The sequence below is a fragment of the Clostridium sp. genome, from assembly GCF_017888565.1.
In the GTDB taxonomy this organism is placed as follows: Bacteria; Bacillota; Clostridia; order Clostridiales; family Clostridiaceae; genus Clostridium.
In genome coordinates this window covers 1-14,191 of sequence record NZ_JAGHFX010000002.1, presented here as the reverse complement: position 1 = coordinate 14,191, position 14,191 = coordinate 1, and the positions used below count along the sequence as shown (strand labels likewise).

Genomic DNA, 14,191 nt, shown 5'->3' with positions numbered 1-14,191 from the left:
TTTAAACTACTTTGCAAGTAATGCTAATACACCAGATAATCAAATAGTTAGAAATAGTTTGGGAGATACGCTAGATAAATTACATATATATGAGTTGAAGGATTTAGAGAAAATTAATTCGCAAGAAATTTTAATGACTTTTTTAGTAGAATTTGTTGTTAAAGGATTTGAGGAGTGTTTTGCAGAAAAGATAATTGAGCATATGGATGATTTGAGTAAATATGATGATATAATTAGGGATGTAGAACAGATAGTGAAAGAAAAAATATATGTGGATCAAGTTATTAAAAATGTTCTTGAATTAGACTTTACAGCTAAATCTGGAAAAGAATATGTATCAAGGATAATTAATGATACATTTAATATACTAAAACAAATGGAGGTGAATAGCATTGAAGATTTGGATTAATAAGGAAGAAGTTGAAAATTTAGCTGAGGAATATTCAGAAGCTATTGTTTTTAATATGCTAGATAGAAAAGGGAACTTGAATACGAATTTTGAGGATATCTGGCGAAGATTTAATATACAAAGCATAGATGCTATTTATGAAGATTTGTTAGTTATTGCATTATCAGTATTTGCAGTAGATAGAAAAGTTCCTAGAAAAAAAATATCAGGAAAGTATGAAGAAGAATATAAATATAGTGATAATTGGACAAGAAATTTTGAAATTAATATTCCTGTAATTGAATTAGAAAAATGGAATGCAAGTAAAAAAAAGCTACAAGAATTTCTTGATTTTCTTACTGGAGATGAATGGAAAATAGATTTTAGATTTACTAATAAAAGATATAAAAATGGAAAGTTTAGCACAAAAAAATATGAAAATACCAATGAAATGATTAAAAATAGAGATTTTGATTGTGTTAGTCTTTTCTCTGGTGGATTAGATTCATTTTGCGGGGCTTTAAGATTGCTTGAAAATAATAAAAAGGTCTTTTTTGTAACATGCATGGAGCATAAATTGTTAAAAAAGAGGGTTAATGATATTTACAGACGTGTGGATAGAGGATATCCTAAATTAAATAAAAACATTTATGTATTTTCTGCAAATCCAAAGAGACCAATGAATGTATCAAAAGAATTTTTGAATAAATTTTCTGAAGATACAAGTAGAAGTAGATCTTTTTTATTTATGGCAGTAGCAATTGCAGTTGCATCAATTATTAATCCTAAAGAAGGAGTTTACATTCCCGAAAATGGATTTATAGGGATTAATTTGCCGTTAACAAAAAGTCGTTTAGGCTCATGTAGTACTCGTACAACACATGTATGGGCATTGAAAAGATTAAATGAAATATTGACATTGTTAGATATTGATATCCCTATTACTAATTTTTATAAATATAATACAAAAGGTGAAATTGTAGATGAGTTTAAAAATAATAAAATTTTTAAAGAATGTGTAAAATTAACTCTATCATGTTCGCATCCAACACATGGAAGAATGGCTGGTGCCACACCTCCGATTAATTGTGGTTATTGCTATCCATGTATGATTAGAAGAGCATCTCTATATAAAATTGGGTTTGATGATACTAAATATATTGAAGAATATGATGAAAATTATAAACTATCTACTTCTATGATAAAGAAATTTGGGAATCCATATAATGGTAGAGCTAAAGACTTGGTTGCTTTACTTAAATTCTTACATGTTTATGAAAATAATAAAGACAAGGATTATTATAAAAAAGAATTAATGAAAATGGGTAATCTTACTTTTGAGGAGATTAAAGAATTTGATAGAGTATGTAAGAACTCACTTGAAGAATTAAAAGAAATGATTTTAGATGTATCAAATAAGAATGATTCCAAATTGATAGAATATATAGGAATTAAGAAAGATGTATAATTTAATAGATACTCATTTCCATTTAGATTTTTATAAAAATCATAATGAGATATATAATTATTTTAATAATAAAAAAATATATGTTTTATGTGTGACTAATCAACCGGAAGTTTTTGAAACGTGTATGAATATATATGGTTCAAGTAAATATGTGAAATTTGCTATTGGATATAATCCTAAAATAATTAATGATATACCATTTTCAAAAAAATCATTTAATCGAAATATTGTAAAAACAGAGTATATTGGAGAAGTCGGACTAGATTTTAAAAATGTAAATTCGATTAATAGAAAAAAGCAATTGGAAATATTTGATTATATATCAAGTATAGCTGCAAAAAGTAATAAATTATTGAATATACATTGTAATAAAGCAGAAGAAGAAATTTTTACAACTATAAAGAAAAATGGGAACAAAAAAGTAATTATTCATTGGTATACAGGAGATATTAAATATGCTGAAAAATTAATTGATTTAGGTTGTTATTTTTCAATTAATATGAACATGCTTAAGAATAGAAAAACACTTGAAATAATAAAGAAAATTCCAAAGACAAGATTATTAATAGAAAGTGATGGACCATTCAGTAAAATTAATGGAAAAAAATATGAGCCAGAAGGATTAATAGATATATATTCTATGTTAGCATCTACAATAGATGAAGCCGATATTAATAAGTTAATTTTTAATAATTTTAAAAAACTACTTTTAGTTAAATAATATAGTTTATTATTAGATTATATGTGAATATGTTTAAAGTAAGTTTTGAAATTATATATTTTAAGTGCATGTATAGACATATAATCTAAATATAAAAATTAATAAACTAGTTATTAACAATAGAAATAGATATTGAATTTATATATTCGATGTCTATTTTTTTATATAAAAATATATTTAAGAAAGGATGATAGTTAATGAAGAAAAAGTTAAAAGCATCTAAAAGAATTTTAAGTTTTATTATGGTTTTTGTAACTATAATTACTACTATACTTACATCATCGGTTTCAGTTTATGCTAGTGAGCTGGATATGAGTGAACATACAGGATTTAATTATTTAGGTATTAGTCCAATTACAGGAAGAAAAATTAATCATAATATTTATCGTATGAAAATGGATAATAAAGTTGTATTTTGTGTAGAACCAGGAATTAAAACAGCAAGTGGAGGCGGATATATATCAGAGGAGTATATAAATTCAAAGAAAGATATATTATCTAAGATAGCTTACTATGGATATACAGATACAAATAAATCAAAATATGACTATGCATTAACTCAAATAATTATATGGGAGGAGTTAGGAGATAAATTTATATCTACAACACTTCCCAATTATCATAAAAGAAAAGCTGAAATACTTGAAAAGGTAAATAAGCATAATATATTACCTTCATGGAATAATGAAAAAGTTGCAGTTAAAAGTGGAGAAACAATTGAGTTAAAAGATAAGAATGGCATTATTAGAGAAATGAAACTAGAATCAAATAATACGGGAACAAATATAGTACTTGAAGAAAATACTTTGAAAATTACAGCAAATGAAAAATCCACTTCTGGAGTTATTAGCTATAGAAAAATTCCTGAAAATGAGGTTGGGACATCAATAGTCTATCGTAAGCCTAACTATCAAAGCTTAGCAGAATTTCATATGGAAAGTTCAATGAGTGCAAATTTAAATATAAATGTAATAAAGTTAGGAAATATTAAAGTAAAAAAGATTGATGAAGACACAGGAAAGGCATTAGCAAATGCAAAACTTAGATTTGAGTATGATGGTAAGAGTAAAGAAATTATAACGGATTCTAATGGAATTGCGAATATAGAAGATATACCAGAAGGAACAACTGTAACAATATCAGAAGTGACAGCACCAAATGGATATTTTAATAAAGGTGAAATTAAAAAAGTTGTTATTGAAGCAAATAAAACTATAGAAGTTACATTAGGAAATAAAGAACAGTTAGGTAAAGTAATACTTAGTAAGAGTGGAAAAGATTTTGGAGTAGAAATGCCTAATGATAGTTATAAATTAGAAGGAGCAATTTATGGAATCTATAATGAAAATGACGAAAAGATAACTAATATAACCACAGATAAATTCGGGAAGGCAACATCAGAAAAGATAAAGCTTGGAAAGTATTATGCACTTGAAGAAAAGGCTCCAGAGGGATATTTAATAAATAAAGAAAAAATACCATTTGAATTAAAATATGATGGACAAACTGTAGAAGTAACATCAACAGCTATTAGTCATAAAGATACAGAACAAAAAGGAAAAGCAATATTAATTAAAGAAGATGAAAAAACGGGATCAATACCTCAAGGAAGTGCAAAACTTGATGGTGCAGTTTATGAATTAAGAAAATCAAATAATGATGAGTTAGTTGAAACAGTAACGATTAAAGCTGGAAAAGCAAAAGTAGAAAATTTATATCTTGACAAGTATTATTGGATTGAAAAGAAAGCTCCAGAAGGATATTTATTAGATACTACTAAACATTATTTTGAAATAAGTTACGCAGGTGAAAATGTAGAAACAGCTATAAAAGAAACACTAGTAAAAGAGAAAGTAATTACAGGGGGATTTGACTTAATAAAGTTTGGAGAATATGATTGGAAAGAAAAAATAAAAAATATTTTTAAAACAAAAAATAAAGAAATAAAACCTTTAAAGGATGTAGAGTTTTCTGTATTTAGTGACACAACAGGGAAGTTAGTTAAAACAGGATATACAGATGAGAAAGGATATTTAAAATTTGAAGGATTACCTTACGATACTTATACAGTAAAAGAAACTAAAACACCAGAAGGATATATTGCAGCAAAAGATTTTAAAGTAATAGTTAAAAAACAAAATGAAACACATCATTATGCAATACAGAATAAAGTAATTGAAGAAAAATTGAAAGTTGTAAAGATAGATTCAGAAACTAAGAAGATAATACCAGTAAAGGGAGCTGAATTTAAAATAAAAAGCTTACAAACTGGAGATTTTATAACAATGTCTAAAAATAATGAAGATGGAAAAACTGATACGTTCTATACAAATGATGAAGGATATTTAATAACACCAGAAGTATTGTCATACGGAGAATATGAATTAACAGAAGTTAAAGCTCCGGATGGTTATGTATTAGCAAAAGGTCCTATACATTTTAAAGTAGATGGTTCATCAAATGGGGTTATTGAAATAAGATTTGAGAATACATCACAAAAAGGTATTGTTGAATTTACAAAGAAAGGACAAGTACCTAAAGATATAAAAATAGAAGAAACTAAGTATGGAAAATTACATGAGATAATATATGAATATAAACCTTTAGAAAATGTAACCTATGACATTATAGCAAAAGAAGATATTATTACAAATGATGGAACTATACGCTTTAAGAAAGGTGACGTTATAGAAACCCTTACAACTGATGAAAAAGGAAAATGGAAATCATCAGAATTGTATCTAGGAAAATATCAAGCTATTGAAAAGAGTGCTCCAAATGGATACATAATATCCTCAGATCCAATAGATTTTGAATTAAGTTATTCAGGACAGTTAGTTGAATTGACTAAAACTAGTATTACAGCAAATAATGATTTTCAATCTTTATTAGTTAATATATTCAAAAATGAAGAAAAAATTGAAGGATGGAAAGATAATAAACCTATAATAAAAGACGTTAAAGGTAATGGTAAAATATTTGGAATATTCATTAGAGAAGAAAAAGAAATATCTAATAATATTAAGATTCCAGAAAATTCAATGGTAGGAATTAAAGATGTTAAAGATGGAGTTGCTGAATTAAATATAAAACTACCAGAAGGTAAATATTATTTAAAAGAAATAGATTCAGGAGAAAATCATATTTTAAATGAGAAAGAATATGATTTTGAATTTAACTCAAACAATAATGATAAGGAAGTAAAAATTAATATTTATGCAGATGGTGTAGACTTTGGAGATAAGAATGAAAATATAAAACCAATATTAAATAAACTTCAATTAAATAGCTTTAAAATAAAAAAGATTAATGAAAAAGCTATACAGAATAAAAGAAATGGATTTAGCTTTGAATTTACTGAATTAGGGCAAGGGGCTAAGTTTATATTAGAAGATAAAAAAGGAGATATAATACAAGAAGTAACAATAGGAAAAGACTCAATAGGCGAATTTAATAATATACCGGTAGGAACATTTTATTTAAAAGAAAAAGAAACATCTAATGATAAGTATATATTATCTAATAAAGTCATACGTATTGAATCAACAAAAAAAGGAATAAAGGCTTTTGATGATAGCAATAATTTAATTTCAGAAAAAAATAATAGTGAAGATAAAATTTTGCTGGAGATTAAAAATGAATTAATCAAAGGAGGAGCTAAGTTAATCAAGACTGACTTAGTAACAGGGGAAGCTTTACCTAATACAGGAATTAGAGTATTAAATGAAGATAAAAATATTTTAATAGAAGGTAAAACAGATAATAAAGGTGTATTTTATTTTAATAATTTACCTAAGGGAATATATTACTTCCAAGAGTATGAAGCACCTAAAGGCTATCAAATTGATGAAACACCAATGAAATTTGAAATAAAGGAAAATGGTGAAGTTGTAACTTGCAAAATGACTAATAAGAAATTTGAGAAAGTTTCTATACCTAAAACAGGAGATGACAATAGTGTTATTTTATATGGAATAGGAATGTTAGCATCAGGAACATTATTATTAAAAATGAGACGTAAAAAAGATAAATAGAAGTATGTAAATGTCAGATATAAATAAGTATCTGTTTTTTTATACAAATTTTTATGAATATTGGAGGTATCATGAATTATAAAGTAGTGTTTATTAGATCCCCGACACTTAAAAGTATTAATTTAAAGAATCATATAATTTTAGAAAAGAGAGGTAAATGATTATGAAATTAAAACATATTATTCCTAACATGGAGAAGACATTTGGAAATTTAGAATATGCAGGAGAAGGCGATGTTGAACAAAAAAGAATAAACGGTAAAATGACAGTTATGTCTAGATCATATAATCTTTACTCTGATATACAGAGAGCAGATGATATAGTTGTTGTTCTACCAGCTAATGCAGGTGAAAAATCCTTTGAAGTTGAAGAAAGGGTAAAGTTAATAAACCCTAAAATTATAGCAGAAGGATATAAAATAGGAACTCGTGGTTTTACAAATTATATTTTATTAGCAGATGATATAGTAAAGGCCTAAGGAGGATAGGATTATGAGATTAGCAAATGGAATAGTTATAGATAAAGAAAAAACATTTGGAATGTTAAAGTTTTCAGCATTGAGAAGAGAAGTACGTGTTCAAAATGATGATGGGACACCATCAAATGAGATTAAAGAACGTACTTATGATTTAAAGAGTAGGGGGCAAGGAAGAATGATACAAGTTAGTATTCCTGCATCAATACCTTTAAAAGAATTTGATTATAATGCAGAAGTAGATATCATTAATCCAGTTGCAGATACAGTAGCTACAGCTAATTTTAATGGTACTGATGTAGATTGGTATATTAAAGCTGATGATATAGTATTGAAAAATAGACAGGAACAATTAGGTGGAGATTTGCAAAAAGATATTCATAAGAAAAAGTAGGTTAATATAAAAAGAAAGGATAAAAAATGAAATTTTATAAATATAAAGGGAATAGGATAAGAGCCAGTGATAAATCACTGGTTTTTCATTTTTCAATAAGTATATTGTCAATTATATTTATTACATTATTGATAGTTCTTAATGTGAAACAGATTGCAGAAATAAACTGGAAAAATATAAACTTGTTTTCAGAGAATGGATTATCATTTTCACTCACAACTTATAACATATTAACAATAATATTAGCGATTAGTATTTGTCTATTAGTCGCTTTTTTATATTATCACTATCAATATGATAGATTTAAAAAATTAATTCATCGTCAAAAATTAGCAAGAATGATATTAGAAAATAAATGGTATGAATCTGAGTCTATTAAAGATAGTGGATTTTTTAAAGATTTAAATTCTAATAAGCAGAAAGAAAAAATAGTATACTTTCCTAAGATGTATTACGAATTAAAGGATGGATTAATTTATATTAAAGTTGAAATAACTTTAGGAAAGTATCAGGAGCAGTTATTAAATTTAGAAAAGAAGTTAGAATCTGGCTTATATTGTGAGCTAATTTCTAAAGAGCTAAAAGATTCTTATATTGAGTATGTTTTATTATATGATACCATTGCAAATAGAATATCCATTGATGAAGTTAAAGTTAGCAATGGGAGTTTAAAACTTATGAAGTCTGTATATTGGGAGTTTGATAAATTACCACATATGTTAATTGCAGGTGGAACGGGAGGAGGGAAAACATATTTTATACTTACAATTATAGAAGCATTGTTAAGGACAGATTCTATATTATATGTTTTAGATCCTAAAAATGCAGATCTTGCTGATTTAAAAACAGTTATGCCAAATGTTTATTATAGAAAAGAAGATATGATTTCGTGCATAAATAGCTTCTATGATGAAATGATGAAACGTAGTGAAGTTATGAAAACTATGGATAATTATAAGACAGGAGAAAACTATGCTTATCTTGGATTGCCGGCTAATTTTTTAATATTTGATGAGTATGTTGCTTTTATGGAAATGTTAGGAACTAAAGAAAATGCTACTGTTTTAAATAAACTAAAGCAAATAGTAATGCTTGGGAGACAGGCAGGATTTTTTCTTATATTAGCTTGTCAACGTCCGGATGCGAAATATCTTGGAGATGGTATTAGGGATCAGTTTAATTTTAGGGTAGCACTTGGGAGGATGTCTGAACTTGGATATAATATGATGTTTGGTGAAGCAAATAAGGAATTTTTCTTAAAACAAATTAAAGGGAGAGGATATGTGGATGTAGGTACAAATGTTATAAGTGAATTTTATACCCCATTAGTACCCAAAGGACATGACTTTTTGAAAGAAATAGATAAAATCATTAAGAGCAGGCAGGTAGAACAATCGGCGTGCGAAGCGAAAGACGATTGTTTGAACTAGCCTGCTATTGGTATGGCTTTGCCATACCAATATTTATTAGCCCCCGGAATCTAACAGGGGGGCACAAATAGACTAAAAATAATTAAATAAATACATGGAACTATTGAAAATAAATAGTTTTATAAAATTAGAGGTATGTGAAAAAAATTGAAATTATTTCACATACCTTTTTGATTGGAGAGATTTAAATTGAACATAGAAAAATGGGTTCTAGATTTAAAAGAAAAAAGAATAGAATATGGAGTTTCTCAGAATAAATTAGCTACATCAGTTGGAATCACAAGAGAGTATCTAAATAAAATTGAAAATGGAAAAATAATAGTTAAAAATGAAATAAAAGAAAAATTAATAGAGTCTATGAAAAGATTGAATCCTGATTCACCACTTACAATGATGATTGATTATATAAGAATAAGATTTCCAACAACAGATGTAAAACATGTTGTTAATGATATATTGAAGTTGAAGATTGAATATATGATACATGAAGATTATGGATTTTATTCTTATTCAGAACATTATGTTATAGGCAATATATTTGTACTAGTATCTCAAGATATAGAGAAAGGAGTTTTAATAGAGTTAAAAGGGCAAGGATGCAGACAATTTGAAAATTTTTTACTAGCTCAGCATAGAAGTTGGTATGACTTCCTATTAGATGCGTTAATAGATGGAGGGGTTATGAAGAGATTAGACCTAGCGATTAACGATATGGTAGGAATATTAGATATAAAAGAACTGACTGATAAGTGTAATAATGAAGAATGTATTTCAGTATTTCGTAGTTTCAAATCTTATAGATCAGGAGAATTAGTAAGAAAAAATGAAAAGATTGGTATGGGAAATACCTTATATATTGGATCATTAAAAAGTGAAGTTTACTTTTGTATTTATGAAAAAGATTATGAACAATATATAAAACTAGATATACCTATTGATGAAGCAAAAATAAAAAATAGATTTGAAATAAGATTGAAAAATGAAAGAGCATATTATGCGGCAGTTGATTTATTAGCTAATAGAGATGCTGAAAAAACAGCATTTTCAATTATAAATAGATATATACGTTTTGTAGATAAAAATAAAGATAAAAATAGGAGTGAATGGAAGATTAATGAACATTGGAACTACTTTATAGGTGAAGGTAGAGAAAAATTAAAATTAACAACAAGTCCAGAACCATACAATATTTATAAAACTTTAAACTGGCTATCAAGACAGGTTGCACCAACTTTAAAAATGATTAAAAGATTAGATGGCTTGAATAATACAACATTAATTGAAGATTTAATAAGACATGCAGAATTAACAGATCGTCATAAAAAAATAATTCATCAAAATTCAGTAAATGTTGAGGATATTATTTGTGAATAAAGTAAATACAATCTGATTGTAGATAGCAGATGAAATAAAAAATTATAGGTGAGGAGGAGAAGAAATATGAATTTTGGACAAAATTTATATAATTGGTTTTTAGCGAATGCACAGTCATTAGTATTAATGGCTATAGTTATAATAGGTGTATATCTTGGATTTAAGAGAGAATTTTCAAAACTTATAGGATTTTTAGTAGTTGCATTAATTGCAGTAGGACTTGTATTTAATGCAGCAGGAGTTAAAGACATATTACTTAAGTTGTTTAATAAAATTATAGGAGCTTAGAAATATTAATCAATATGATATAATATTTTTATAAATTTTAAGATTAGATAATATTTTATAAACTAGTATGTAGTAAGTAAAATTTCAGTAAATAAGTAAATTGGGGAGGAATAATATGGAATGGAAGAGATATAAAAATTTTATATCATTAATAGTGACAATTCTAATAGTTATTTGGCTTGTGCTTAAATTTATTTTTAAAAATCAATTTAGTGATTTTATAAGTGCTATAATTATGACTATAATAGGTATTACTTATTTTAGTACTTATATAAAGTCCTATAGAAAAAATAAAAATAGATTTGAAATTTTATTTATATTACTTAGTTTTATTATGAGTATATCGGGTGTCTTATTGGTTATTGGATTTTTCGTAAATTAAGCTTAAATAAGAATGCCTTTTCTATTAAAAAGCAGTAGATTTTTATCTACTGCTTTTTATATTGAAATTTAATAAAAGGATGTGAGATAGTAGTATGGAAGAAATGAGAGTATATATTGCAAACTTAGGAAAATACAATGAAGGTGAATTAGTTGGAGAGTGGTTTACACCACCGATTGATTGGGATGATTTGAAGGAACGTATAGGATTAAATAGTAAATATGAAGAATATGCAATACATGATTGGGAGTTACCTTTTGAAATCAGTGAGTATACTTCAATAGAAGAGATTAATCGTTTATGTTCTATGGCTGAAGAATTAGCATCTACAGATATTGGTGAAGCTATTAGTGATATTCAAAAAGCTTTTTTTCTCTAGCTTTGAAGAATTATATGAACATAAGGATGATATTATTTATTATCCAGGATGTAGTGACATGTCTGATGTTGCATATTATCTTATAGATGATTGTAATATGTTGGGAGAAATACCTGAAAACGTGAGAAACTATATTAACTATGAAGCATATGCTCGTGATTTAGAGATTAATTATAGTTTTGTAGTTACTAATCATGGAGTATTTGAGTATGCTAATTAAAGTTTAATAGTTTTTATAGAAGACAGTTAGAATTATACTAACTGTCTTTTAATTTTAAAATTAGTAAGGAGGGGTGTATTTGAAAAAAATTAAGTCATATACAGGTATTTGGAATGTAGAGAAAGTTATATATGCAATAAATGATTTTCAACTTCCATTTCCAATTACTTTTACACAAATTACATGGTTTATATTAACACTATTTATAATCATATTATTTGGTAAGTTACCTCCATTATCTATGATAGAAGGAGTATTTTTGAAGTATCTTGGAATACCAGTTTTTATAACTTGGTTTATGTCTCAAAAGACTTTTGATGGAAAGAAACCATATGGATTTTTAAAGTCAATAATCTTATACGCATTTAGACCTAAAATAACATATGCAGGAAAAAGAATTAAATTTAAAAATGAAACTATTGATGAAAACATAACTATAGTAAGGAGTGAATTATATGTTCCCGATAAAATATATAGAGAACAATCTTGTATTTAATAAGGATGGAGAATGTTTTGCATATTATGAATTAATACCATATAACTATTCATTCTTATCAGCAGAACAAAAATTTATTGTACATGATAGTTTTAGGCAATTAATAGCACAAAATAGAAATGGAAAAATTCATGCACTTCAAATAGCAACTGAAAGTTCTATAAGAGCTACACAAGAAAGGTCAAAGAAAAATATTACAGGGAAATTAAAAGAAATTGCTTACGAAAAAATAGATGAGCAAACAGAAGCACTTGTTTCTATGATTGGCGATAATCAAATTGATTATCGCTTTTTTATTGGATTTAAGCTTTTAGTTACAGAAGAAGACATGAATATAAAGAATATAAAAAAGTCAATATTAGCTAATCTATCAGATTTTATATATGATGTTAATAATAAATTGATGGGAGACTTTGTCAGTATAAATAATGATGAGATTATGAGATTTTCAAAAATGGAAAAGTTATTAGAAAATAAAATTTCAAGAAGATTCAAAGTTAGAAGGTTAGATAAAAATGATTTTGGATATTTAATTGAACATAATTATGGAAAGAAAGGTACAGCTTTTGAAGACTATCAATATCACTTACCTATAAAGAAACTTAAAAGAGAAACATTAGTAAAGAAATATGACCTTATAAAGCCAACTAGGTGTCTTATAGAAGAGAAGCAAAGATACCTAAAAATTACACATGAGGATTCAGAAAGTTTTGTAGCTTATTTTACTATTGAAAGTATTAGTGGCGAAATGGACTTTCCATCTAGTGAGATATTTTATTATCAGCAACAGCAGTTTACATTTCCTATTGATACTAGTATGAATGTTGAAATTGTAACAAATAAAAAGGCTTTAACTACAGTTAGAAATAAGAAAAAAGAATTAAGAGATTTAGATAATCATGCTTGGCAGGCAGGAAATGAAACAGGAACAAATGTGGTAGAAGCATTAGATGCTGTAAATGAGCTTGAAAATAATTTAGATCAAACAAAAGAATCAATGTATAAGTTAAGTTATGTAATTAGGGTATCAGCAGATAGCATTGATGAATTAAAACGCCGTTGTGATGAAGTTAAAGATTTTTATGATGATTTAAATGTAAAGTTAGTACGTCCAATGGGAGATATGATAGGATTTCATAATGAATTTATACCTTCAAGTAAAAGATATATAAATGATTATATTCAATATGTAACTAGTGATTTTCTAGCAGGATTAGGATTTGGGGCAACTCAACAACTTGGAGAAAATGAAGGGATATATATTGGATATAGTTTAGATACAGGAAGAAATGTATATCTGAAACCATATCTTGCAAGCCAAGGAGTGAAAGGTTCTGTAACTAATGCATTGGCAGCAGCATTCATTGGATCTTTAGGAGGGGGGAAATCATTTGCTAATAACTTACTTGTTTACTATTCAGTATTGTTTGGAGGACAAGCTGTTTTGGTAGATCCAAAAGCTGAACGTGGTAAATGGAAAGAAAATTTACCAGAAATAGCTAATGAAATAAATATTGTTAATTTAACAAGTGATATAGAAAATAAAGGAATGTTAGATCCATATGTAATTATGAAAGAAGTAAAAGATAGTGAAAGTTTAGCTATTGATATACTAACTTTTCTTACAGGAATAAGTAGTAGAGATGGAGAGAAGTTTCCTATACTTAGAAAAGCAATAAGAAATGTTACTCTGAGTAAATGTAGAGGACTTTTAAAAGTAATAGATGAATTAAGGAAAGATAATTCTCAAATATCAAATAACATTGCAGATCATATTGAAAGTTTTACAGACTATGATTTTGCACAATTACTTTTCTCAGATGGAAATATTAAAGGTTCAATTAATCTAGAAAAACAAATGAATATAATACAAGTTACAGATCTTGTTTTGCCAGATAAAGATACTTCTTTTGAAGAATATACAACAATGGAAAGTCTTTCAGTAGCTATGTTGATAGTAATTAGTACTTTTGCATTAGATTTTATTCATTCAGATAGAAGTATTTTTAAAATAGTAGATTTAGATGAAGCTTGGACATTTCTTAATGTAGCACAAGGAAAAACTTTATCTAATAAATTAGTTAGAGCAGGACGTGCTATGAATGCAGGAGTGTATTTTGTAACTCAAAATGCAGGTGATGT

The 14,191-nt window shown here is 26.7% G+C and carries 12 protein-coding genes and 1 pseudogene; all 13 read left to right on the top strand.

Translation table 11 applies throughout. From position 1 onward, the window contains the following. The coding region (locus J7M87_RS00300) for a hypothetical protein (protein ID WP_291647544.1) at positions 1 to 409 on the top strand (409 nt) is incomplete at its 5' end. Beyond that, positions 393 to 1,856: a Qat anti-phage system QueC-like protein QatC gene (qatC, locus tag J7M87_RS00295; RefSeq protein ID WP_074124026.1), complete on the top strand. Its 1,464-nt coding sequence runs from the start codon at positions 393 to 395 to the stop codon at positions 1,854 to 1,856. The genes J7M87_RS00300 and qatC, both read left to right, overlap by 17 nt. Continuing rightward, positions 1,849 to 2,577: a TatD family hydrolase gene (locus J7M87_RS00290; RefSeq protein WP_074124028.1), complete on the top strand. Its 729-nt coding sequence runs from the start codon at positions 1,849 to 1,851 to the stop codon at positions 2,575 to 2,577. The genes qatC and J7M87_RS00290 overlap by 8 nt, the downstream gene beginning before the upstream one ends. Before the next feature lie 197 nt (positions 2,578 to 2,774). After that, positions 2,775 to 6,611, top strand: a complete 3,837-nt coding sequence (locus tag J7M87_RS00285) for a SpaA isopeptide-forming pilin-related protein (RefSeq protein WP_074124030.1) — start codon at positions 2,775 to 2,777, stop codon at positions 6,609 to 6,611. Between the two features lie 163 nt (positions 6,612 to 6,774). Continuing rightward, entirely contained in the window at positions 6,775 to 7,089 is a 315-nt protein-coding gene (locus J7M87_RS00280) for a YdcP family protein (RefSeq protein ID WP_074124032.1), read from the top strand. Between the two features lie 13 nt (positions 7,090 to 7,102). After that, positions 7,103 to 7,480 (top strand): YdcP family protein, encoded by a 378-nt coding sequence (locus J7M87_RS00275; protein WP_074124034.1) that lies wholly within the window; start codon positions 7,103 to 7,105, stop codon positions 7,478 to 7,480. 26 nt (positions 7,481 to 7,506) lie between these two features. Then, positions 7,507 to 8,910, top strand: a complete 1,404-nt coding sequence (locus tag J7M87_RS00270; RefSeq protein WP_074124036.1) for an FtsK/SpoIIIE domain-containing protein — start codon at positions 7,507 to 7,509, stop codon at positions 8,908 to 8,910. A gap of 174 nt (positions 8,911 to 9,084) precedes the next feature. After that, positions 9,085 to 10,284, top strand: coding sequence for a MobT family relaxase (gene mobT / locus J7M87_RS00265; RefSeq protein ID WP_330613547.1), 1,200 nt, complete (start codon positions 9,085 to 9,087; stop codon positions 10,282 to 10,284). A gap of 66 nt (positions 10,285 to 10,350) precedes the next feature. Continuing rightward, positions 10,351 to 10,572, top strand: a complete 222-nt coding sequence (locus tag J7M87_RS00260; RefSeq protein WP_074124039.1) for a hypothetical protein — start codon at positions 10,351 to 10,353, stop codon at positions 10,570 to 10,572. A 115-nt stretch (positions 10,573 to 10,687) separates the two neighbouring features. Next, positions 10,688 to 10,954 (top strand): hypothetical protein, encoded by a 267-nt coding sequence (locus J7M87_RS00255; RefSeq protein WP_074124042.1) that lies wholly within the window; start codon positions 10,688 to 10,690, stop codon positions 10,952 to 10,954. Positions 10,955 to 11,048: 94 nt separating this feature from the next. Continuing rightward, a pseudogene (locus J7M87_RS00250) lies at positions 11,049 to 11,553 on the top strand (antirestriction protein ArdA). A gap of 79 nt (positions 11,554 to 11,632) precedes the next feature. After that, positions 11,633 to 12,049 carry a conjugal transfer protein gene (locus tag J7M87_RS00245; protein ID WP_074124047.1) on the top strand — a complete coding sequence of 139 codons (417 nt, stop codon included), beginning with the start codon at positions 11,633 to 11,635 and terminating at the stop codon, positions 12,047 to 12,049. Then, positions 12,009 to 14,191, top strand: a 2,183-nt coding sequence (locus J7M87_RS00240; protein ID WP_291647539.1) for an ATP-binding protein, incomplete at its 3' end; no start/stop codon positions are given. The genes J7M87_RS00245 and J7M87_RS00240, both read left to right, overlap by 41 nt.